This is a genomic window from Herbaspirillum sp. SJZ099 (genome assembly GCF_007828355.1).
Lineage (GTDB): Bacteria > Pseudomonadota > Gammaproteobacteria > Burkholderiales > Burkholderiaceae_D > Herbaspirillum.
Genome location: NZ_VIUO01000014.1, coordinates 16,420 through 38,817 on the forward strand (window position 1 = coordinate 16,420; position 22,398 = coordinate 38,817).

Annotated in this window: 22 protein-coding genes, 1 tRNA gene, 1 other RNA gene and 1 riboswitch; of the genes, 16 read left to right on the plus strand and 8 right to left on the minus strand. The window is 61.2% G+C overall.

Translation table 11 applies throughout. The annotated features are described in order from the left end of the window. Positions 1-28: 28 nt before the first annotated feature. Complete coding sequence (yajC, locus tag FB597_RS19385; RefSeq protein WP_141917354.1) at positions 29-361, minus strand: preprotein translocase subunit YajC; 333 nt, start codon at positions 359-361, stop codon at positions 29-31. A 284-nt stretch (positions 362-645) separates the two neighbouring features. On the opposite strand from yajC, the gene FB597_RS19390 reads away from it, so the two are divergent. Beyond that, positions 646-2,283 (plus strand): acyl-CoA synthetase, encoded by a 1,638-nt coding sequence (locus FB597_RS19390; RefSeq protein ID WP_144770437.1) that lies wholly within the window; start codon positions 646-648, stop codon positions 2,281-2,283. Positions 2,284-2,398: 115 nt separating this feature from the next. On the opposite strand, the gene tgt is transcribed toward FB597_RS19390, so the two are convergent. Both tgt and queA read right to left on the minus strand, forming a co-directional pair. Then, complete coding sequence (gene tgt / locus FB597_RS19395; RefSeq protein WP_141917359.1) at positions 2,399-3,526, minus strand: tRNA guanosine(34) transglycosylase Tgt; 1,128 nt, start codon at positions 3,524-3,526, stop codon at positions 2,399-2,401. A 3-nt stretch (positions 3,527-3,529) separates the two neighbouring features. Then, a complete protein-coding gene (gene queA / locus FB597_RS19400) occupies positions 3,530-4,552 on the minus strand; it encodes a tRNA preQ1(34) S-adenosylmethionine ribosyltransferase-isomerase QueA (protein WP_141917361.1) in 1,023 nt (340 codons plus the stop codon). 220 nt (positions 4,553-4,772) lie between these two features. Here queA and recG point away from each other — a divergent pair, with 220 nt between their 5' ends. Continuing rightward, entirely contained in the window at positions 4,773-6,896 is a 2,124-nt protein-coding gene (gene recG, locus FB597_RS19405) for an ATP-dependent DNA helicase RecG (RefSeq protein WP_144770438.1), read from the plus strand. Positions 6,897-6,942: 46 nt separating this feature from the next. On the opposite strand, the gene FB597_RS19410 is transcribed toward recG, so the two are convergent. After that, positions 6,943-7,179 carry an oxidoreductase-like domain-containing protein gene (locus tag FB597_RS19410; protein WP_144770439.1) on the minus strand — a complete coding sequence of 79 codons (237 nt, stop codon included), beginning with the start codon at positions 7,177-7,179 and terminating at the stop codon, positions 6,943-6,945. 321 nt (positions 7,180-7,500) lie between these two features. Between FB597_RS19410 and FB597_RS19415 the strand changes: the two genes are divergently transcribed. The 4 genes from FB597_RS19415 (at position 7,501) to ssrS (ending at position 9,389) form a co-directional block, all read left to right on the plus strand. After that, positions 7,501-8,193 (plus strand): tRNA-uridine aminocarboxypropyltransferase, encoded by a 693-nt coding sequence (locus tag FB597_RS19415; RefSeq protein ID WP_144770440.1) that lies wholly within the window; start codon positions 7,501-7,503, stop codon positions 8,191-8,193. A 181-nt stretch (positions 8,194-8,374) separates the two neighbouring features. After that, positions 8,375-8,608 (plus strand): DUF904 domain-containing protein, encoded by a 234-nt coding sequence (locus tag FB597_RS19420; RefSeq protein ID WP_141917370.1) that lies wholly within the window; start codon positions 8,375-8,377, stop codon positions 8,606-8,608. After that, the gene (locus FB597_RS19425) at positions 8,605-8,922 is read left to right on the plus strand and encodes a cell division protein ZapA (protein WP_141917373.1); all 318 of its coding nucleotides are present in this window, start codon (positions 8,605-8,607) and stop codon (positions 8,920-8,922) included. The genes FB597_RS19420 and FB597_RS19425 overlap by 4 nt, the downstream gene beginning before the upstream one ends. Before the next feature lie 290 nt (positions 8,923-9,212). Further along, positions 9,213-9,389: non-coding RNA, 6S RNA (ssrS, locus tag FB597_RS19430), on the plus strand. Positions 9,390-9,505: 116 nt separating this feature from the next. Here the strand turns inward: ssrS and nrdR are convergent. Then, complete coding sequence (nrdR, locus tag FB597_RS19435; RefSeq protein ID WP_141917375.1) at positions 9,506-9,985, minus strand: transcriptional regulator NrdR; 480 nt, start codon at positions 9,983-9,985, stop codon at positions 9,506-9,508. 185 nt (positions 9,986-10,170) lie between these two features. Next, entirely contained in the window at positions 10,171-11,415 is a 1,245-nt protein-coding gene (gene glyA / locus FB597_RS19440; protein ID WP_144770441.1) for a serine hydroxymethyltransferase, read from the minus strand. A gap of 131 nt (positions 11,416-11,546) precedes the next feature. Next, a riboswitch (ZMP/ZTP riboswitch) is annotated at positions 11,547-11,647 on the minus strand. Positions 11,648-11,858: 211 nt separating this feature from the next. Here glyA and FB597_RS19445 point away from each other — a divergent pair. From FB597_RS19445 to FB597_RS19485, 9 genes are all read left to right on the plus strand, one after another. Continuing rightward, complete coding sequence (locus FB597_RS19445; protein ID WP_144770442.1) at positions 11,859-12,611, plus strand: SDR family oxidoreductase; 753 nt, start codon at positions 11,859-11,861, stop codon at positions 12,609-12,611. Positions 12,612-12,746: 135 nt separating this feature from the next. Then, positions 12,747-13,223, plus strand: coding sequence for a tol-pal system-associated acyl-CoA thioesterase (gene ybgC / locus FB597_RS19450; RefSeq protein WP_144770443.1), 477 nt, complete (start codon positions 12,747-12,749; stop codon positions 13,221-13,223). Positions 13,224-13,355: 132 nt separating this feature from the next. Further along, complete coding sequence (gene tolQ, locus FB597_RS19455) at positions 13,356-14,060, plus strand: protein TolQ (protein ID WP_141917386.1); 705 nt, start codon at positions 13,356-13,358, stop codon at positions 14,058-14,060. Further along, entirely contained in the window at positions 14,060-14,494 is a 435-nt protein-coding gene (locus FB597_RS19460) for an ExbD/TolR family protein (RefSeq protein ID WP_141917389.1), read from the plus strand. The genes tolQ and FB597_RS19460 overlap by 1 nt, the downstream gene beginning before the upstream one ends. A gap of 20 nt (positions 14,495-14,514) precedes the next feature. Next, complete coding sequence (gene tolA, locus FB597_RS19465; RefSeq protein ID WP_144770444.1) at positions 14,515-15,441, plus strand: cell envelope integrity protein TolA; 927 nt, start codon at positions 14,515-14,517, stop codon at positions 15,439-15,441. A gap of 3 nt (positions 15,442-15,444) precedes the next feature. After that, on the plus strand, positions 15,445-16,722 hold the full coding sequence (tolB, locus tag FB597_RS19470; RefSeq protein ID WP_141917395.1) for a Tol-Pal system beta propeller repeat protein TolB: 1,278 nt from the start codon (positions 15,445-15,447) through the stop codon (positions 16,720-16,722). Positions 16,723-16,771: 49 nt separating this feature from the next. After that, the gene (gene pal, locus FB597_RS19475) at positions 16,772-17,293 is read left to right on the plus strand and encodes a peptidoglycan-associated lipoprotein Pal (RefSeq protein WP_141917398.1); all 522 of its coding nucleotides are present in this window, start codon (positions 16,772-16,774) and stop codon (positions 17,291-17,293) included. A 5-nt stretch (positions 17,294-17,298) separates the two neighbouring features. Next, on the plus strand, positions 17,299-18,054 hold the full coding sequence (gene ybgF, locus FB597_RS19480) for a tol-pal system protein YbgF (RefSeq protein WP_144770445.1): 756 nt from the start codon (positions 17,299-17,301) through the stop codon (positions 18,052-18,054). An 88-nt stretch (positions 18,055-18,142) separates the two neighbouring features. After that, positions 18,143-18,218: transfer RNA gene (locus tag FB597_RS19485), tRNA-Lys, on the plus strand. 197 nt (positions 18,219-18,415) lie between these two features. On the opposite strand, the gene FB597_RS19490 is transcribed toward FB597_RS19485, so the two are convergent. Together FB597_RS19490 and FB597_RS19495 are read right to left on the minus strand one after the other, a co-directional pair. After that, a complete protein-coding gene (locus FB597_RS19490; RefSeq protein WP_255517222.1) occupies positions 18,416-19,180 on the minus strand; it encodes a tyrosine-type recombinase/integrase in 765 nt (254 codons plus the stop codon). Between the two features lie 449 nt (positions 19,181-19,629). Next, positions 19,630-20,340, minus strand: coding sequence for a helix-turn-helix domain-containing protein (locus FB597_RS19495; protein WP_370454736.1), 711 nt, complete (start codon positions 20,338-20,340; stop codon positions 19,630-19,632). A 415-nt stretch (positions 20,341-20,755) separates the two neighbouring features. Between FB597_RS19495 and FB597_RS19500 the strand changes: the two genes are divergently transcribed. Beyond that, the gene (locus tag FB597_RS19500; RefSeq protein ID WP_144770461.1) at positions 20,756-22,372 is read left to right on the plus strand and encodes an APC family permease; all 1,617 of its coding nucleotides are present in this window, start codon (positions 20,756-20,758) and stop codon (positions 22,370-22,372) included. Positions 22,373-22,398: the final 26 nt, after the last annotated feature.

A 22,398-nucleotide genomic window follows, 5' to 3' on the forward strand; every position in this document is an offset into this window, starting at 1 on the left:
ATGCGCCCATTGGACCGTTGCGGCCGGATTACAGGCCCTTGATGGTGCCCTTGGGCAGCAGCGTGGCAACGGCTGCCTTTTGCACGATGATTTCGTTGCCTTCGGACACTTCGATGGTGATGTAGGCATCGGTGACCTTGGTGACCTTGCCCAGGATGCCGCCCGAGGTGACGATTTCGTCGCCCTTGGCCAGTGCATCCATCATCGCTTTCTGTTCTTTCTGACGCTTCATCTGCGGGCGGATCATCAGGAAGTACAGCACCACGAACATCAGGATGATCGGCAGGAAGCTGGTCAGGTTGCCCAGCATGCCACCGGGGGCTGCTGCTGCCGTTTGCGCGTATGCATCGGAAATAAACACGTAAGGCTCCAAAGGTTGATTGAAAAATAGCCCTGCATTCTAGCACTGCGCAGGCGCTATGCCCCCAAATCGGGACGGCTTGCCGGAGATCAAGATCGATTTGGCGATTTTCCGATTTGGCGATTTTCCGGCCTGTTTGCCCGCCTTTGACGGCCATGCCGGTCCGGCGCTGCCATTGCTCTTATCAAAACGGCATCGCCGCGCCACGGCAAAACTTGTACAGTGGCAAACAAAATCAAGACAAGATGGAACGCGCCGTTCCGCCACGACACAGGAGACCCCGCATGCTGCCCACCGCGCCGCAACCCTACGAGGACATCGCCTCGGGCTTTGGCTGGAATATTCCCGAGCACTACAACATCGGCGTCGACGTCTGCGACAAATGGGCCGAACGCGAACCGCAGCGGCTGGCGCTGGTGCATATCGCGCGCGACGGCGGCGTGCGTGAATACAGCTTCGGCCAGATGCGCGCGCTGTCGAACCGCATGGCCAACCTGCTGCGCGCGCACGGCGTGCAACGCGGCGAGCGCATCGGCATCCTGCTGCCGCAGGCGCCGGAGACTGCGTTCTCGCATGTGGCGGCCTACAAGAGCGGTTGCATCGCGATCCCGCTGTTCGCGCTGTTCGGCGCCGAGGCGCTGGAATATCGGCTGCACAACAGCGGCGCCAGGGTAGTGGTGACCAATGCCGAAGGCGCGGCCAAGCTGGCCGGCATCCGCGACCGCCTGCCAGCACTGAAGACAGTCTTCACCATCGACGGCGCCCGGCCCGGCACGGTCGACCTGCATGCGGCGCTGGCCGGCCAGGGCGAATCATTCACCCCGGTCGCCACCCGCGCCGACGACCCGGCAGTCATCATCTACACCTCCGGCACCACCGGCCAGCCCAAGGGCGCGCTGCATGCGCACCGCGTGCTGCTGGGCCACCTGCCCGGGGTCGAGATGTCCCACAATTTATTTCCGATCGAAGGCGATCGCATCTGGACGCCGGCCGACTGGGCCTGGATCGGCGGCCTGCTGGATGTGCTGCTGCCGGCCTGGCACCACGGCGTGGCGGTAGTGGCGCACCGCTTCGAGAAATTTACCGGCGAAGCGGCGTTCCAGCTGCTGCAGGACCACGGCGTGCGCAACTGCTTCCTGCCGCCGACCGCGCTGAAGATGATGCGCACGGTGAGCGATCCCGAACAACGCTGGAAGCTCAACCTGCGCTCGGTGGCCAGCGGCGGCGAATCGCTGGGCGCCGAACTGCTGGACTGGGGCCGCAAGACCTTCGGCCTGACCATCAACGAGTTCTACGGCCAGACCGAATGCAACATGACGGTTTCCTCCAACGCCGCCATCATGCCCTGCCGCCCCGGCAGCATCGGCCGCGCCGCGCCCGGCCACCGGGTAGCGATCGTGGACGACCGGGGCCTGCCGCTGCCCGACGGCGCGCAAGGCAACATCGCCGTGCTGCGGCCCGATCCGGTGATGTTTTTACAGTACTGGAACAATCCCGAAGCCACCGCCGCCAAGTTCGCCGGCGACTGGCTGCTGACCGGCGACACCGGCGTACGCGATGAGGAAGGCTATATCCGCTTCGTCGGACGCGACGACGACGTGATCACCTCGGCCGGCTACCGCATCGGCCCCGGCGAGATCGAGGACAACCTGCTGCAGCATCCGGCGGTGAAGATGGCGGCGGTAGTGGGCGCGCCGGACGCCGAGCGCACCGAGGTCGTGGTGGCGATCGTGGTGCTCAACGACGGGCATGAAGCCGGGGAAACGCTCAAGCGCGCGTTGCAGCAGCACGTCAAGACGCGGCTGGCGGCGCATGAGTATCCGCGCGAGGTCTACTTCGTGGAGGAACTGCCGATGACGACTACCGGCAAGGTGATCCGGCGGCAACTAAGGGATATGGTGGCGGGCTGGCGCAAGGCCTGAATCCTCGTGACGTCGTCCCGGCGCAGGCCGGAACCCAGCGGCGTTTGTCATACCGCAACGGTAGTTGCACGGCGCTAGGTCCTGACTTTCGCCAGGACGACAGGTAACCAAAGGTTCAAACGCCGCGCGCCCGGTCTTCCTTGAACTTGGCGACGAAAGCCTGGAAATGGCCGCCGTCGATGGCGTCGCGCATCTCCTGCATCAGTTGCAGGTAGTAATGCAGGTTATGCACGGTGTTCATACGCGCGCCGAGGATCTCCCCGGCGCGGTGCAGGTGATGCAGGTAGGCGCGCGAGAAGTTCTCGCAGGCGTAGCAGCCGCAGGTTTCGTCGTAGGGCTTTTCGTCGTCCTTGTACTTGGCGTTCTTGATCTTGATATCGCCGTAGCGGGTGAAGATCCAGCCGTTGCGCGCATTGCGGGTCGGCATCACGCAGTCGAACATGTCGACGCCGCTGGCCACGCCGGCCACCAGGTCTTCCGGCGTGCCCACGCCCATCAGGTAGTGCGGCTTGTCGGCCGGCAAGCGCGGGCCGACGTGTTCCAGCACGCGCATCATGTCTTCCTTGGGCTCGCCCACCGACAGGCCGCCGATGGCGAAGCCGTCGAACCCCAGCTCGCTCAGGCCGGCCAGCGATTCGTCGCGCAGGCCTTCGAACATGCCGCCCTGGACGATGCCGAACAGCGCATTGGGGTTCTCGCCCTGGTCGAATTCATCCTTGGAACGCTTGGCCCAGCGCAGCGACATGCGCATCGACTTGCCGGCTTCCTCGCGGGTGGCGGGACGGCCGTCGATCTCGTAGGGGGTGCATTCGTCGAACTGCATCACGATGTCGGAGTTCAGCACGCGCTGGATCTGCATCGAGATCTCGGGCGAGAGGAACAGGCGGTCGCCGTTGATCGGCGAGGCGAAGGTCACGCCCTCTTCGGTGATCTTGCGCATCTCGCCCAGCGAAAACACCTGGAAGCCGCCGGAGTCGGTCAGGATCGGCTTGTCCCAGCCGATGAACTTGTGCAGGCCGCCGAACTTGCCGACCACCTCCAACCCCGGGCGCAACCACAGGTGGAAGGTGTTGCCGAGGATGATCTGGGCGTTGATCTCGTTCAATTCCAGCGGCGACATCGCCTTGACCGAACCATAGGTGCCGACCGGCATGAAGATCGGCGTTTCCACGGTGCCGTGGTTCAGTTTGACGCGGCCGCGGCGGGCATTGCCGTCGGTCTTGAGCAGGGTGAATTCGAGCATCGGTCAGCCTCGGTTGCAGGTGAGCAGCATGGCGTCGCCATAGCTGAAGAAACGGTATTTCTCTTGGATCGCGTGCGCATAGGCGGCGCGGATGTTGTCATAGCCGGCGAAGGCCGAGACCAGCATCAGCAGCGTCGACTTGGGCAGGTGGAAATTGGTCACCAGGCGATCCACGGTCTTGAACGTGTAGCCGGGCGTGATGAAGAGTTGGGTGTCGGCGCTGCCGGCTTGCAATTGCCCGGACTGCGAGCCGGATTCCAGCGCGCGCATGCTGGTGGTACCGACCGCCACCACGCGCCCGCCCGCCGCCTTGGTGGCGCGCACCGCCTCCACCGTGGCTGGCGAAATGGTGTACCACTCGCTGTGCATCTTGTGCTGCGACAGGTCTTCCACCCGCACCGGCTGGAAGGTGCCGGCGCCCACGTGCAGCGTGACGAAGGCTTGCTTGACGCCGCGCGCGGCCAGTTGATCCAGCAGGGCCTGGTCGAAGTGCAGGCCGGCGGTAGGCGCGGCGACCGCGCCCGGTTCTTTGGCGTAGACGGTCTGGTAGCGCGTCTCATCAAAGGCATCGGCCTCGTGTTCGATATACGGCGGCAACGGCAGGCTGCCGTATTGCTCCAGCAACGCGAACACGTCGGACGGGAAATGCAGCGTGTAGAACTCGCCGAAGCGCTCGCCCACGGTGACGTCGAAGGCGTCCGCCAGGCGGATTTTGGTGCCCGGCGGCGGCGACTTGGAGGCGCGCAGCTGGGCGTGCACGGTACGGGGATCGAGCACGCGCTCGACCAGCGCCTCGATCTTGCCGCCGGTTTCCTTGACGCCGAAAAAGCGCGCCTTGAGCACGCGCGTGTCGTTGAATACCAGCAGGTCGCCGGGGTTGAGCAGCGCGAGGATGTCGGCGAAACGGCGGTCGGTGAGCGTGGCGCCGTCTACCTGCAGCAGGCGCGAGGCGCTGCGCTCGGCCAGCGGCGTCTGCGCGATCAGCTCGGGCGGGAGCGCGAAATCGAAGTCGGAAAGAGAATACATGCGTGTACGATGAAATATCGGGGGCGTTCTGCCCGCACGGCAAAGCAAAGAAGTGTTGCCGGTGGGATTGATACTGTAAATAATCACAGTAAAATAACGCCCAACCCGCTATTTTACGCTGTCGGGGCATTTTTCCCATATGCCTGCCCCGCTAGCGTTGATCAGCGATCCATATCACCCGCCCGCACCCGACGCGCCACGACCAACGCCGCCACGACGCATGCCCGCTACCGCGAAGAAAACCACGAGCAAGAGCTCGGACAAGAAGGACGCCGCCAAAGCCGGGGCGGCCGGCGCCGCCAAACCCGAAAACAAGCTGGCCAAGCTGGGCCTGCACAATGACATGGACCTGGCGCTGCACCTGCCGCTGCGCTACGAGGATGAAACCACGCTCATGAGCATCGCCGAGGCCTCCCTGCGCGGCCTGCAGACGGTGCAGGTAGAGGGCGTGGTCACCGCCTGCGACGTGCAGTTCCGGCCGCGCCGCCAGTTGGTGGTGACGGTGGGCGACGACAGCGGCCAGCTGGTGATGCGCTTCCTCAATTTCTACGGCAGCCAGACCAAGCAACTGGCCGAAGGCACGCGGGTGCGGGTGCGCGGCGAACTGCGCCACGGCTTCTTCGGCGCCGAGATGGTCCATCCGCAATACAAGGTCGTCAACCAGGGCGCGCCGCTGCCCGATGTGCTCACGCCCGTATATCCGGCCGGCGAAGGCCTGTCGCAGACCTACCTGCGCAAGTCCATCGCCAATGCCATGAGCCGGCTCGACTGGCAGGACACGCTGCCGCCGTCGATGCTGGACACGCTCAAGCTGGCCGCCTTCGAACCGTCGGTGCGGCTGCTGCACAACCCGCCGCCGGATGTCGACGAGCATGCGCTGATCGAGCGCTCGCACCCGGCCTGGATCCGCATGAAGTTCGACGAACTGCTGGCGCAGCAGTTGTCGCTGAAGCGCGCCCAGGCCGCGCGCCGCGCCAAGACTGCGCGCGCGCTGCCGGTGACCGGGAGGGTGACGGCCGACCTGATCAAGCAACTGCCGTTCAAGCTGACCGGGGCGCAAGAGCGCGTGCTGGAAGAAATCCGCGCCGACCTGCGCCACTCCTTCCCGATGCAGCGCCTGCTGCAGGGGGATGTGGGCAGCGGCAAGACGGTGGTGGCGGCGCTGGCCGCGGCCCAGGCCATCGACAGCGGTTTCCAGGCGGTGCTGATGGCGCCGACCGAAATCCTGGCCGAGCAGCATTTCCGCAAGATCGCGGCCTGGATGGAGCCGCTGGACGTGGGTGTGGCCTGGCTTTCGGGCAGCCAGAAGAAGAAGGAAAAGACCGAGGCGCTGGCCCACATCGAGTCCGGCGCGGCGCGGCTGGTGGTAGGTACCCATGCGCTGATCCAGGACACGGTGCAGTTCGACAACCTGGGGCTGGTGATCGTGGACGAGCAGCACCGTTTCGGCGTGGGCCAGCGGCTGGCCTTGCGTAACAAGAGCAACAAGAGCTTCAACCCGGCCGAGGCCGACAATGCCACCGTGCCGCACCAGTTGATGATGTCGGCCACGCCGATCCCGCGCACGCTGGCCATGACCTATTACGCCGACCTGGAAGTGTCGGTGATCGACGAACTGCCGCCGGGCCGCTCGCCTATCGTGACCCGCGTGATCGACCAGAACCGGCGCGACGAGGTGATCGAACGCGTGCATGCGGCGGCGCTGGAAGGCAAGCAGATCTATTGGGTCTGCCCGCTGATCGAAGAATCCGAGGCGCTGCAGTTGCAGACCGCCACCGACACCCACGCCACCTTGTCGGCCGCCCTGCCCGACCTCACCATCGGGCTGGTGCACGGACGCATGAAACCGGTGGAAAAACAGATCGTGATGGAAGGATTCAGCCGCGGCGCAATCCATGTGCTGGTGGCGACCACGGTGATCGAAGTCGGGGTGGACGTGCCCAATGCCTCGCTGATGGTGATCGAGCATGCCGAGCGCTTCGGCCTGTCGCAGTTGCACCAGCTGCGTGGGCGCGTGGGCCGCGGTTCGGCCGCCAGCGTGTGCCTGCTGATGTACCAGGGGCCGCTGGGCGGCACCGCCAAGGAGCGGCTGGCGATCATGCGCGAGACCACCGACGGCTTCGAGATCGCCCGGCGCGACCTCGACATCCGCGGCCCCGGCGAATTCCTGGGCGCGCGCCAGTCGGGCGAAGCCATGCTGCGCTTCGCCGACCTGGCGACCGACCAATGGCTGGTGGAAAAGGCGCGCGACACCGCGCAGGCGCTGCTGCAACATGCGCCGGACATCGTCGAGCGCCATCTGGCGCGCTGGCTGGGCGGGCGCGAGGATTACCTGAAGGTATGAAGGCCGCGGCGGCCGGCGGCATGGCCCGCCTGGCGCCGGCGCGACATCATTTCGCGCTTTTTGGGCGAGGTTTCCTGCCGTCGGCGGCGCGCTCGGCCTGGCGTTGCTTCCAGGCTTCCAGCTGCGCCAGATAACGCTCGCGCGCCTGTTCATAGATATCGAAAATGCAGGGCACGCAACCGCTGCCGCAACAGTCTTCCAGTTGCGGCTCGACGGGCGGCTCCGGCGCCGGATCGTCGATCTGGCTGGCGCTATCTTGCTGGGCGGATTTTCTAGGACGCATTATTCATTGATGATCGACATGGTTAAGACGCACCGGATGCAGCGGATGGGCCGGATGCAACATGCTGCGGCATCTGCCCGTGCCGCCAAGAAAAAGAACCGGCATTGAAATTATTCAACTCCACCCAGAAAAACAGGGAGTAAATGTTCGATGTGCACCGATTGACTGGGTGATTTTCAAAGGCCAATCTACTTGTTCAGTGAGATTAACGATTTTTTTCACTATTTGACGGACGCTGGAGAAACTTACGCCAGATCGGTTACCGCGCCTGCAAACGCGGCCCGCCCGCATCCGACCGCATCCATCATTGAGGAACCCCCTATGTTAATGTCGTCCCACGATCCGTTCCAGCCTCGCCGCCAGCTCTGTTCCCGCTGCCAACGTGCCCAGACGGCATGCATCTGCCACTGGATTTCGCCGATCGACCATCTCTTCGACGTGCTGATCCTGCAGCATCCGCAGGAAGCCGGCAGCGCCAAGAACAGTGCGCGCCTGCTGCACCTGAGCCTGCCGCACAGCAAGCTGGCGGTGGGAGAAATCTTCGACCCCGCCGAGTTGCATGCCTTGCTGCACGCGCCTTCGATGCTCCCCTCCGGCGCCGGCATCGAGCTGCCGGTGCAGCCGGTGCTGCTCTATACCGAAGATGCCGGCACGCCGGCCAGCTCCCGCTTCGATGCGCGCACGATGTCCATCGACGGCCAGCCGCCCGAGCAACGGCTGCGGCTGGTGATCCTGGATGGCACCTGGCGCAAGAGCCGCAAGATGCTGCATGAGAATCCCTTGCTGCATGCGTTGCCGCGGCTGGCGCTGCAAGACACGCCGCTGTCGCAATACGTGATCCGCAAGGCGCATAAGCCGGAGCAGTTGTCCACGCTGGAAGCCGCCGGTTATGCGCTGATGCAGCTGGAGAAAAACAGCGAGAAGTACCACCCGCTGCTGACCGCCTTCGATGGCTTCGTGCTGCAGCAGACCCAGTTGCGCAGCCGCGGCCAGGCCAGCCGGTGCGGCGACTGAAGCGCAGGCGGCGCCCTCTGATCTTTTCCTGGCACGCCGGCGGGCAACGGAATTGAAACAAAATCCAACCGCGCTGCAACTAGGCCCTGGATATGCTGTCCGACCCCGCCAATGAGCATATAATTGCGCGATCCTCGACAATTGGCGATTGCGCTCAATTCCTATCCAGCGACCCACCAAGATGAGTTCAGAATTCCAACAACTGGCCGACAAAGTCGCCCAGCTCGCCCGACTGGCACAGAACCTGCGCGATGAAAATGCCGAGCTGCGCCGTCACGTCAAGACGCTGACCGACGACAATGCGCAATTGAACCAGCGCATCGATGAAGCCTACCAGCGCGTCAGCGCGGCGCTGTCCGAACTGCCTGCCGCCGAACCCGAGGAACCGGCGCAAACCACTGAGGAGGCCGCATGAGCGTCATCCAGATCCAGGCCACCATCATGGGCCAGCCCTATACCCTGGCCTGCCGCGAAGGCGAACAGGCTGCCTTGCACCATGCCGTCAGCTATCTCGACCAGAAGATGCGCGCCATCCGCGACGCCGGCAAGGTCAAGGGCACCGACCGTATCGCCGTGATGGCCGCCCTGGGCATCGCCGCCGAACTGCTCTCCACCCAGCAAGCCGAAGGCCCGTTCGCCGGCCTGACCATCGCCGAATGGAAACAGCAGGTCGCCGCCATCAACGACGTGCTGGACCAGGCATTGGCGCCGCAGGAAAAACTGTTCTGACTTCGGCCGCGCCGCCAATAAAAAACGGCTGTCTGCGCGACAGCCGTTTTTTATTGCGATCCCTCCGCGATGCGCCCCATTGCCATCGCGCCCTTGCATTGCCAGATGCGCAACGCATCGGCACGGGCATTGCGGCAAGCGGGCATGAAATTGTTATCGCAATGCAAGAAGCCGCTGCCCCGGAAAGATAGAGCAGGAAACACTCCCGCACACAAGCCTGTTCCGTTACAAATTCGCGTTATATTTTTGTACTAAGTCCTTGGACTCGCCGGCCGATTGCGTTAGACTTTGTACTCCTGCCGTGTTCGCGGTTGCCATATATTCCTTGAACCATTTACGAGCATAGGCTGTAGGATCGTTCGATGGGCGTGAGCGTCGCTAGTCCGATGAACCCGAAATTGAACTACTGCAGCCAACTTGAACCGTCAGGTTCAGGATGCCGGCACAGCGGCACAGGCGGGACTTGATTCCATGAAAAACGGCTGCATCTGCAGCCGTTTTTCATTTCCTCGCATCTTTGCATCTTTATTGCCTTGCGCCCGGATATCGGCCTGCGCAACGGCACCCGCCTTCCTCTGATTCTTCAGATATCCCGTTTCCTGGCGCCCTTGCGCTCATGCCCGACTTCGGCGATGGCATCCTGGAATTCGGTCACATCCTCGAAACTCTTATACACCGAAGCGAAACGGATATAGGCAATCTTGTCCAGGCGCTTGAGTTCGCGCATGACCAGTTCGCCGATCTGGCCCGACATCACTTCGCGCGCACCGCTTTGCAGCAGCTTTTCCTGGATGCTCTGGATGGCGGCATCGAGCGCCTCGGCCGATACCGGACGCTTGCGCAACGCCAACATCAGGCTGCCGCGCAACTTGGCCGGGTCGAACTCGGTGCGGCTGCCGTTCTTCTTGACGATCACCGGCATCGTCAGCTCGATGCGCTCATAGGTGGTGAAACGCTTGTCGCAATTGTCGCAACGGCGCCGGCGGCGGATCGAGCTGCCGTCTTCGGAAACGCGCGTGTCCAGCACCGGTGTATCTTCGTGATTGCAGAATGGGCACTTCATGGCGGCAATGGGCGGTCGTTACTGTTGCGTTATCCGTATCTGCCGGCCTGCTGGTTGGCAAACACGCTCAAACCACATGGTACTGCGGATAAGCGACGGCGCCCGGTCCCGGGCGCCGTCGCTCAGCTCGAACTGCAAACAAGCCATGGCGGCCTGGCGGCCCCCATGCGGTCATGCGGCCATGATCAGCCGTAGACCGGGAACGCGTCGGTCAGCTTCTTGACTTCGGCCTTCACGCGCTCGATGGTGGCGGCGTCATGCGGGTTGTCCAGCACGTCGGCGATCAGGTTGCCGACCTTTTCCGCTTGCTCTTCCTTGAAGCCGCGGGTGGTCATGGCCGGGCTGCCCAGGCGGATACCGGAGGTCACGAATGGCTTTTCCGGATCGTTGGGGATGCCGTTCTTGTTGCAGGTGATGTGGGCAGAACCCAGGATCGCCTCGGCTTCCTTGCCGGTCAGCTTCTTCGGGCGCAGGTCCACCAGCATCACGTGCGACTCGGTGCCGCCGGAGACGATGCGCAGGCCGCGCTTGATCAGGGTCTTGGCCAGCACGTCGGCGTTCTTCACCACTTGCTGCTGGTAAGCCTTGAATTCCGGCGAGGCGGCTTCCTTGAAGGCCACCGCCTTGGCGGCGATGACGTGCATCAGCGGACCGCCCTGGATGCCCGGGAAGATCGCCGAGTTGATGGCCTTCTCATGCTCGGCCTTCATCAGGATCACGCCGCCGCGCGGGCCGCGCAGGGACTTGTGGGTGGTCGAGGTGACGAAGTCGGCGTGCGGCACCGGGTTCGGGTAGACGCCGGCGGCGATCAGGCCGGCGTAGTGGGCCATGTCGACCATGAAGTAGGCGCCGACTTCCTTGGCGATCCTGGCGAAACGCTCGAAGTCGATGCGCAGCGAGTAGGCCGAAGCGCCGGCGATGATCAGCTTGGGCTTCTTCTCGCGCGCCAGGGCTTCCATGGCTTCGTAGTCGATCTCTTCCTTGTCGTTCAGGCCGTAGGAGACGACGTTGAACCACTTGCCGGACATGTTCAGCGCCATGCCGTGGGTCAGGTGGCCGCCTTCGGCCAGCGACATGCCCATGATGGTGTCGCCCGGCTTCAACATGGCGAAGAACACGCCCTGGTTGGCCTGGGAGCCGGAGTTGGGCTGCACGTTGGCGGCTTCGGCGCCGAACAGGGCCTTCAGGCGATCGATCGCCAGTTGCTCGGCGATGTCCACGTATTCGCAGCCGCCGTAATAGCGCTTGCCCGGATAGCCTTCGGCGTACTTGTTGGTCAGTTGCGAACCCTGGGCTTCCATCACCGCCGGCGAGGTGTAGTTTTCCGAAGCGATCAGCTCGATGTGCTCTTGCTGGCGGGTGTTTTCCTTTTGGATGGCAGACCACAGGTCCGGATCGACTGTTGCGAGAGTCTGGTTCTTGTCAAACATGGTTTCTCCAAATTGATGAGGTGCGGCCGAAGACCAACCGTCACGGCGGCACAATGCCATTCGGGTCGACTTCAAAATCGAATGAGGGGCCAAACAGGTAGGATTGCGGGCAGCCTCAGTCGTACTTTCCATTCGGCTGCCCAGGCGCACGGCTGATGAAATCTCACGCTTCCCGATGGATGCCCATCTTGGCCGGAGATGCTCCGGCTTTTCGCCAGTCACGTGAGACGAAATGGTGAGCGCATTGTATTGAAACGGGGCGATTTCAGCAAGACGGTTCGCCATCGCGCAACACCGCCCGCCCTGCCCTGAAAGCGAGCCTGCCCTCGTAAAAACCGGCTTTGGGCTACAATTTCGTTTTCTTTCCGGGACGGCAATCCCGCCGGGCCCAGCGCCCGCGCCAAGGCTGCCGCCGGCCCCGCACCACAACAGGAGATTTGCAGATGGTCGTTTTGATTACAGGAGCAACCGCAGGATTCGGCGCCGCCATGGCGCGCAAATTCGTCAAGAACGAACATCAGGTGATCGCCGCCGGCCGCCGCAAGGAACGCCTGGATGAACTGGTCAACGAACTGGGCGCCGGCAATGTGCTGCCGCTGGTGCTGGACGTGACCAGCAAGCAATCGATCGAATCCGGCCTGGCCAGCCTGCAGGGCCAGTGGAAGGACATCGACGTACTGGTCAACAATGCCGGCCTGGCCCTGGGCCTGGGCCCGGCCCACGAAGTCGCGCTGTCGGACTGGGAAACCATGATCGACACCAACGTCAAGGGCCTGGTGACCATCACCCACGCCCTGCTGCCGGCCATGGTCAAGCGCGGCAGCGGCACCATCATCAACCTGGGTTCGGTGGCCGGCGCCTATCCTTATCCGGGCGGCAACGTCTATGGCGCCACCAAGGCCTTCGTCGACCAGTTCACGCTGAACCTGCGCGCCGACCTGGTCGGCACCGGTGTGCGCGCCACCAACCTGGCGCCGGGCCTGTGCGGCGGCACCGAGTTCTCCAACGTGCGCTTCAAGGGCGACGACGCGGCCGCGGCCAAGGTCTATGAAGGCACCCAGCCGCTGACCGCCGAGGATATCGCCGAAGCGGCCTTCTGGGTCGCCACCATGCCAGCCCACGTGAACATCAATTACATGGAACTGATGCCGACTTGCCAAGGCTTTTCGCCCTTCAACGTCAAGCGCAAACAGTAATGGATGAGGTAGAATGGGAGTCTGCTGCGGTGCCACAACGCCGCAGCTCTCACATTCCACCGGGCCCTGGCCGTTTCATGCAAGCAACATTTTCCGTGCCGCTGCAACTACAATTCGCCGAATAACAAGAAGCATATGAGTGCCGCCAGTAGTCCGTTCGACTGGAAGATCCGAGTCTATTACGAAGATACCGACACCAGCGGTGTCGTCTTCTACGCCAATTACCTGAAATTCTTCGAGCGCGCCCGCACCGAGTGGCTGCGCTCTTTCGGTTTCCAGCAACAACAGCTGGCCGAAACCACCGGCGCCATCTTCGTGGTCAAGGGCACCAGCGTCGATTATCTCTCCCCGGCCCGGCTGGACGATGAACTCAAGCTCACGGTCGTGGTCGAAAAGCTCCGAAACGCTTCCATTGAATTTGTCCAGGAAGCCTGGCGCCTGCCGTCGGGGAACGGCGCCGCCGGAAATAACCAGGAAGCAACATTGCTGGCCCGTGGACGCATCACCGTGGTCTGCGTCGATGCCGCAAGCTTCCGACCGCAACAAATTCCCGCAGAACTGCTGTCGCGCATCAAGACTGCCCCCGGGCTGCCCCGGCAGGATGCGCCATGAGCACATGGCTACCAAGAACATGTCAGTTGCCGGCAAGCTTTTCTTAACAAGCGCCGGTATCGGAACCGAAATCTTTGCTCTTACAATTTGCAGTCCTTTTAATTGCCGCCCTTTTAGCCGCCACACTTCCCCATGAACGTCACACAAGACCTGTCCTTCATTTCGCTGATCGCCAACGCGTCCGTCCTGGTGCAACTGGTGATGCTGTTGCTGCTGTCTGCATCGGTCATCAGCTGGACCTACATCTTCCGCAAGATGTTCGCCATCCGCAGCGCCCGCATACAGACCGAAGAATTCGAGCGCGTCTTCTGGTCCGGCGGCAACCTCGCCGCGCTGTACCAGGATGCCCTCTCCAACCGCCGCAAGGCGGGCGGCAGCGGCGGCGCGCTGGAACGCATCTTCCAGGCCGGCATGGGTGAATTCAACAAGGCCAAGGCCTCGGTGGCCGCACGCGGCGGCGCGGCCGACAACGGCGCCCTGCTCGACGGCGCGCGCCGCGCCATGCGCGCGGCCTACCAGCGCGAGATGGATGCGCTGGAATCGCACCTGGCCTTCCTGGCCTCGGTCGGCTCGGTCTCGCCCTACGTCGGCCTGTTCGGCACCGTGTGGGGCATCATGAACGCCTTCCGCGGCCTGGCCAACGTGCAACAGGCCACGCTGGCGGCGGTTGCCCCCGGCATTGCCGAAGCGCTGATCGCCACCGCCATCGGCCTGTTCGCGGCGATTCCGGCGGTGGTGGCCTATAACCGCTACTCGCACGACATCGACCGCCTGGCGATCCGTTTCGAGAGCTTCATCGAAGAATTCTCCAACATCTTGCAACGTCAGGCACGCTAATGGCAGGCTCATCGATGCGCGGGGGCCGCACCCGCAAGTTCAAGTCGGAAATCAACGTCGTGCCTTACATCGACGTGATGCTGGTGCTGCTGATCATCTTCATGGTCGCCGCCCCCATTACCAATCCGAGCGTGATCAACCTGCCGACCGCCGGCAAGTCCACGCAGCCGCCGGCCGACTACATCGAAATCGCCCTGAAGCCCAACACCCAGGCCACGATCCGCCTCAACGGCCCCAAGAGCGGCGGCAAGAAGGCTGAAACCGTGACCGGCAAGGTCGACCTGTCCGAGCGCCTGCAGGCCTTGCACGCCGACAATCCGGACCTGGCGGTGATGATCTCGGCCGACAAGGACATCAAGTACGACGAGGTGGTGCAGGTGATTTCCGAAGTGAAGAAACAGGGGATCGCGCGCGTCGGCTTGGCCACCAAGTGAGCAGCTACCAAGCAGTCACCATGAGCGACAACTCTCCGTACAACATCCCCAGGCCTCCCGGCCGCTGGCGCGCCATCGCGCTGGCGCTGGTGATGCACGTCGCGCTGTTCCTGTTCTTCTGGATCGGCATCCGCTGGCAGAACGAGACGCCGCTGACGGTCGAGGCCGAGATCTGGGATCCGCAATACAAGGAAGCGGCGCCCCTGCCCGTGCCGCCGCCCCAGCCGGAACCGCAACCCGAGCCGCAACCGAAAATCCAGCCCGAACCCAAGCCGCAGCCGCCCAAGGTGATCGACGAGCCCAAGGTCGAGAAGCCCGATATCGCCCAGGAAAAGGAAAAGAAACGCAAGCAGGAGCTGGAGAAGAAGGAACAGCAGGAAAAGCAGGAGAAGGCGGAAAAAGAGAAGGCTGAGAAGGAAAAGGCCGAACGCGAGAAGAAGGAAAAGCTCGAAGCCGAGAAGCAGAAGAAACTGAAGGAAGACAAGCAGAAAGAGGAAGAGGCCAAGAAGAAGGCCGATGCCGAGAAGCAAGCCGCCGACAAGAAGAAGGCGGCTGCCGACGCCAAGGCCGCCGAGGCGCGCCGCCAGGAAGACCTGAAGCGGATGATGGGCCAGGCGACCAGCGCCACCGGCGGCAGCGGCACGGCCGAGAAGTCGCAGGGCCCCAAGGGCACTCCGGACTACGCCAACAAGCTGCGCGCCAAGATCCGTTCCAATACGATCTTCGATGTACCCGCCAATCTGAGCGGAAACCCCGCCGGGGAGTACACTGTCGAATTGTTCCCGGACGGAACGGTACGCAGCGTGCGCACCATCAAGGCGTCGGGCCTGCCCGGCTTCGACGATGCGGTGCGCCAGGCCGTCATGAAGTCGCAGCCGTTCCCGGCGGACAAGGATGGCAAGGTGCCGTCCAGCTTTACTTTCACCCATTACCCGAAAGATCAGTAAACGATGATAAATGTCCGTTACCTGACCAGCATTGCCGTCACCGCCGCCAGCCTGTCCTTTGCGCCGGCTTCGCAGGCGCAGTTGCGCTTCGAGATCACCGGCGTGGGCGCGACCCAGATTCCCGTCGCCGTGGCCGCCTTTCCCGGCGAAGAAGCCGCACCGCAGCAGATCACTTCCATCGTCAAGGCCGACCTGGCCCGCAGCGGCATCTTCAAGCTGATCGACAACAGCGACGCGCTGTCCGATTCGTCCGTCATCAACTACGCCGACTGGCAAAAGCGCGGCGCCAACGCGCTGGCCGTGGGCAGCGTGCAGCGCCTGGCCGACGGCCGCTTCGACGTGCGCTACCGCCTGTTCGACACCGTGCAGTCGAGCCAGCTCTCGGCGCTGTCCTTCGGCAGCCAGCCGCAGCTGATCCGCCTGACCGCGCACAAGATCGCCGACGACATCTACCAGAAGCTGACCGGCATCCCCGGCATCTTCTCGACCCGCATTTCCTACGTGACCAAATCGGGCAGCGAATACCGCCTTGAAGTGGCCGACGCCGACGGCGAAGGCCGGCAGGTCGCGCTGATTTCGAACGAGCCCATCATCTCGCCGGCCTGGTCGCCCGACGGCACCAAGGTCGCCTACGTCTCGTTCGAAGCCAAGAAACCGATCATCTACATTCAGAACCTGGTGACCCGCCAACGCTCCGTCGTCGCCAATTTCAAGGGCAGCAACTCGGCCCCGTCGTGGTCGCCCGACGGCTCGCGCCTGGCGGTGGCGCTGTCGCGCGACGGCCTGACCCAGGTCTACATCATCAATGCCGACGGCTCCGGCCTGCGCCGCCTGACCAACACCTCCGGTATCGACACCGAACCGCGCTTCTCGCCTGACGGCGGCAGCATCTACTTCACCAGCGACCGCAGCGGCGGCCCGCAGATCTACAAGGTCGGCGTGGACGGCGGCAGCGCCCAGCGCGTCACCTTCAACGGCAGCTACAACATCAGCCCGCGCATCTCGCCCGACGGCAAGACGCTGGCCTTCATCTCGCGCCGCGACGGCCAGTTCCAGCTGTACGCGCTGGACCTGACCAACGGCCAGGAACAGCGCCTGTCCGACGGCAGCCGCGACCAATCGCCCAGCTTTGCCCCCAACGGCAAATACATTATGTACGCGACGGAAGCTGGTCGTCGCGGATCCCTTGCCATCGTATCTGTCGATGGCCGTGTCAAGCAGCGTCTGACAACGCAAGTCGGAGATATCAGGGAACCGACTTGGGGTCCGTTCATGAAATGAAATAAAGAAATCCAACATTAACATTCATCACGACAAGGAGAAATCCAAAATGCGTACCATCAGCACCCTCGCCCTCATCGTCTCCAGCGCTGTTTTGCTGGCCGCTTGCTCGTCCACCAAACTGGACGACAAGAACGCCCCTGTTGAAAACCGCGCCGGTTCCGGCAGCGGCGCCGATATGCGCGCCGTCGGCACCGTCAACGCCGGCTCCGCCGATCCGCTGAACGACCCGCAAGGCGTTCTGGCCAAGCGCAGCGTCTACTTCGACTACGACAGCTACACCGTCAAGGACGAATACCGCTCCGTGGTTGAAAACCACGCCAAGTACCTGGTGGCCCACAAGGACCGCAAGGTGATCATCCAGGGCAACACCGATGATCGCGGCGGCGCCGAGTACAACCTGGCCCTGGGCCAGAAGCGTGCAGAAGCCGTGCGCAAGGCACTGGTGCTGCTGGGCGTGTCGGAGTCGCAAGTCGAAGCCGTATCCTTCGGCAAGGAAAAGCCGAAGGCCCTGGGCCAGGACGAAGCCTCCTACGCTGAAAACCGTCGCGCCGACATCGCTTATCAGTGATCGACATGCGTACCGCTTTCAAACTGAAATCGGTAACCGTGGCAGCCGTACTGGCTGCCACGGCTTATTTACCGCTCACTGCCCACGCTGCCCTGTTTGGCGACGACGAGGCGCGCAAGGCGATCCTGGAGATCCGCGCCAAGATCGAAGCCCTGCAGCACGACATTGACAACAAGGCCGACAAGAACAGCGTCCTCACACTCTCCGACCGCAACGACAACCTGCAATCGCAGATCTCGGCGCTGCGCGGCCAGATCGAAGTACTGACCAACGAGGTCACCAACGCCCAGCAGCGGCAAAAAGATTTTTACGTTGACCTCGACGCGCGCCTGCGCAAGCTCGAACCGCAACAGGTCAATGTCGACGGCCAGACGGTTGCCGTCGGCGTCTCCGAACAGCAGGCCTACGATGCCGCTCTGTCCCAGTTCAAGGGCGGCGACTACAAGGGCGCGGCCAATGCCTTCGGCGACTTCATCAAACGCTACCCGCAATCGGGCTACGCCGCCTCGGCACAGTACTGGCAAGGCAATTCCCTGTACGCCCAGCGCGACTACAAGGGCGCCATCGCGGCCCAGCAGAATGTCGTGAAGAACTACCCCGACAATCCCAAGGTAGCCGACGCCATGCTCAACATCGGCAGCTCGCAAGCCGAACTGAAGGACAAGGCCGCCGCGAAGAAAACGCTGGAGCAACTGATCGCCAAATACCCGAACAGCCCGGCAGCGCAGACCGCCAAGGAACGCCTGCCCACGCTGAAATAAGGACCCTGGCAGCAAACCGGCTGTTGTATAGCGTTTTACGCAAGGATTTGACACCGCCAATGAAGTTTGCCTATAATTGCGGTCTTTCGGGTCGTTAGCTCAGTTGGTAGAGCAGCGGACTTTTAATCCGTTGGTCGCAGGTTCGAGTCCCGCACGGCCTACCAGAAATACGAAGGGCTCCAGTTCGCTGGAGCCCTTTTCGTTTTTCTAGCGTGACAAAAACGTGACAGCGGTGTTTTCGTCCTTGCCGGGCTGCTTACTAGCGATTCTTGCTGCTGCAACGGTTAAATGCTCTGTAGCGTATTTTGCGTAGCGATCGACCATCTGGCGCGACTTCCAGCCACCTAGCTCCTTCAGTTCATCACAAGACGTTCCCGCCTGACGATGCCATGAGGCTTAAGTCGTGAAAGCGGAAGTCCTGAATGCCCGCCTTCGCCAGCGCTGTATGCCATGCCGAGTTGGTCAGCTCCCAAGCAATCCGACGGCCTTGATACGTAAAACAATACCGGGGATGCTTTCCTACCTGCTCAATCAGTACATCCGCTGCATCTTGATTCAACGGCACACCGCGAGGCGTGCCATTCTTGGTTTGATTGAGCCATGCAGTACAACGAGTTAAATCAACTCTATTCCACTCCAACCCTGTAATCTCACGCGCCCTGCATCCTGTAGCCAGCGCGAATCGCACTAACGCGGCCAGATGCGGCGGACAGACGGCAATCAAACACGCCGCCTCTGCATGAGATAGCCAGCGATCTCGCTCCACTTCACCCGGCAACAAACGAATTTTCGGAAAACTATCAATCCACTGCCACTCATCCCGCGCCATTCGCAACAAACTGCGAATCAGAGCAAGATAGCGGTTGATCGTTGCAGGCTTATTCCCTTTCTTGCCCTCTCCTTGAATCACTGACCAGATCACATCACCATCAATCTGGCGAAGCGTTAGTGGGCCAAGATAAGGATCAAGCAGACGGCATATACGCTGCACATCCGAAAAACTACGCAGGTTGCGTTTCATTGCGAGATACCGCACAACGGCTTCTTGCCAAGAGCGCTCGGGCTTGATGCCGAAATGAACTTCGCGATAGGCTGTTGATTTGCTCGCAGAATTGACCCTCTCCATTTGACCCACCTTCCATTGCCTCCCGAAGGCTGCCACGCGGTCATAAGACCCTTCATATCCCAGCTCTCGTAAGTCCAGGAACATCTGTTTCAGGGTTCGTCTTTGCTTGCGCGATTTGACTGCCTCAGCGCTGAGCCAGGCTGAAAGTCGAGGCGCGAATTCATCTAGGGCACTGGATGATTGCCTTGAGGGGTAGGAAGGCTCGATCGCTCCGGATCGGATATAGCGACGAACCGTGTTTCGAGAGATGTCCAGCCGCGGGAGATTTCCCTGATCGAGATGCGATCGCGGATGTACCAGCGTCGAATAATTCCAAGTAGGACCACGTCTATCACTCCGTTCTCCCGCTCGCTGTGATGAGCAGGATTGTGGTCTAAACATGGGTCAACTTAGGATGCAAATTTCCGGGGAAAGTGGGTCAGTTTTCGATGCAACTCAACACCCGCTCCTCAACTGGAGTTTGGCAACGTGTTAAGCATGCTCCGATACTGACGGGGGGTAAATCCGGTCGACGTCTTAAATTGGCGAGTGAACGCGCTGTGGTCTGTATATCCGCACTGCAAGGCGACTTCCGTGATTGGAGCATCAGTATGGAGGAGGCGGTGAGCATTTTCTAAGCGCACCTTCTGAATCATCTGCCTGGGAGTCAGATGGAATACCCTCTTGTAGTACCGCTCAAGCTGTGCGACCGAAAGGCCGGCAATACGCGTAAGTTCGCTCATCGAAATCCGACGGCCAAAATGAGTTCGGATATGTTCTTCAACCGTTGCCAGGCGCTGATACGCAGGGTGCACATTGTTGGTGGATTGTATGTCCACCGATATTCCAACTAGGCCGATGATGTCTGCATATTTGTTGAAAATAGGACGCTTGTAGGTCAGGCACCACCCCGGCTCATGCGTGCCGTATAAATGCAGTTCAAGCTGGCCCTCATACACAAATCCCTCTTCGAGTACCCTCCGGTCTTGTGCCGTGTAGCCAGGTCCAAAATGCGCTGGGAATACGTCGGCGCTCGTTTTTCCTAACAATGGTGCAAATTCTTTCACGCCGCAGCGTTGGACCAACGCGCTGTTTGCCAAGACATACCGTGCCTGCGTGTCTTTGATGAAGATTGCCGCATTGGGTATCACGTCTAGTACGGGGGCCAATATGACAATCACCGCCAGCAATTCCTCCAGCGTCTCCAGTCGCGCAGTTCTGTTTTCGATACTCAATATTGAAGATATTCGTGTAGCCAAAATCACCATACCCTCCGTAGGCAAGCCATTTTTTGACGCCAGATTGGTGCCAATGATGTGCAGGATGCCATATCTGATAGCCACTGGCGAGGTAGGCGTACAAACAGAAACTGTGCTGATTTCGTCATTTTATGCATCGAAAAACATCAATCGAATTCGTGCAATTAGGTTCACTCTCTGTCCCCAGCAATATGTTGCAGAAATCGGGAATAAAACCACACGCGCAGATTGCTATAGCTCGACGTCAGCAGCGAGCGTAGCGGTGTTGGTTGTTGGTGTTGGCTTTACAAAAAGTCAGTTCGCTACCGAAGCGTTACATCAAAAGCATGGAGACACTATGTCAAATCAAGGCAAGTTCAAGCAGCATCTTTCGCTACTAGATGTAACTTTCATTGGCCTCGGGGCGATTTTCGGCTCTGGATGGCTCTTCGCAGCAAGTCACATATCTTCCATCGCCGGCCCGGCAGGCATCTTGTCCTGGATTCTCGGCGGCATCGCAGTTCTCTTGTTGGGAGTCATCTACTGTGAGCTAGGCGCGGCATTGCCTCGAGCCGGCGGCGTAATCCGCTACCCAACCTATTCGCACGGCCCGCTGTTTGGCTACCTAATGGGATTCATCACACTGATTGCCTTCTCCAGCCTGGTCGCGATTGAAGTTGTGGCATCGCGTCAGTACGCTGCTGCTTGGATTCCAGGGCTGACGAAGACGCTCTCGAGCGATCCGACATTGTTGGGTTGGGGCGTGCAATTTGCACTGCTTTGCCTTTTCTTCTTGCTGAACTATCGCAGCGTTAAGACGTTCGCGGTCGCAAACAACTTAATCAGCATTTTTAAGTTCATCGTACCTCTGCTAGTCATCGGTGTGCTGTTCATGTACTTCAAGCCGGAAAACCTCACTACCGAAGGCTTTGCGCCATTTGGTATGTCCGGTGTCGAAATGGCAGTCTCTGCCGGCGGCGTCATCTTCGCCTACCTGGGGCTGACTCCCATCATATCAGTGGCCAGTGAGGTAAAAAATCCTCAGCGGACAATTCCGGTAGCGCTGATTTTGTCGGTGCTGCTATCGACAATGCTGTACGTTCTGCTGCAGCTGGCATTCTTGGGAGGCGTTCCTGCTGACATGCTGGCTGGCGGCTGGAGCGACGTTGCCAAGCAGTTGTCGCTGCCGTATCACGACATCGCGCTCGCGCTGGGCGTCGGCTGGTTGGCCTATCTGGTGGTTGCAGACGCAGTCATCTCCCCGAGCGGCTGCGGCAACATCTATATGAATGCGACGCCGCGTATTATCTATGGCTGGGCAAAAACTGGCACCTTCTTCAAGGTATTCACCAGTATTGACGAGAAGTCCGGCATTCCTCGTCCAGCACTGTGGTTGACTTTCGGCCTGTCCGTCTTCTGGACGCTCCCGTTCCCGTCGTGGGAAGCACTGATTAACGTAGTTTCTGCTGCGTTGGTTCTGAGCTACTCAGTGGCGCCTATCTCGGTTGCAGCACTGCGACGAAACGCCCCCGACATGCAGCGTCCGTTCCGCGTCAAATGGATGGCAGTGTTGGGGCCTGTCTCATTCATCATCGCAGCCCTCATCGTCTACTGGTCCGGCTGGAGCACTGTCTCCTGGCTGCTGAGCCTGCAAATCGTGATGTTCGTCGCATACATCCTGTGCGGTCGCTTTGTCCCAACCAACCACTTCTCGCTCAAAGAGCAAGTTCGCTCTTCCGCATGGTTTATCAGCTTCTACGCAATCACTATCGTTCTATCGAAGCTGGGTAGCTTCGGTGGTATCGGCCTGTTGACCCATCCGTTCGACACTATTGTCGTGGCTGTATGCGCTCTGGGTGTCTACTACTGGGGCGCTTGCTCGGGAGTACCGGCTCACAAGATGGATCTTGAGGGTGACGAAAGTGAAGTCGACCGGCCCGTTGCGGATGAAATTCCGACCATCGCTTGGTCTTAAGCGCCATTAATCAGAATGCCCTAACA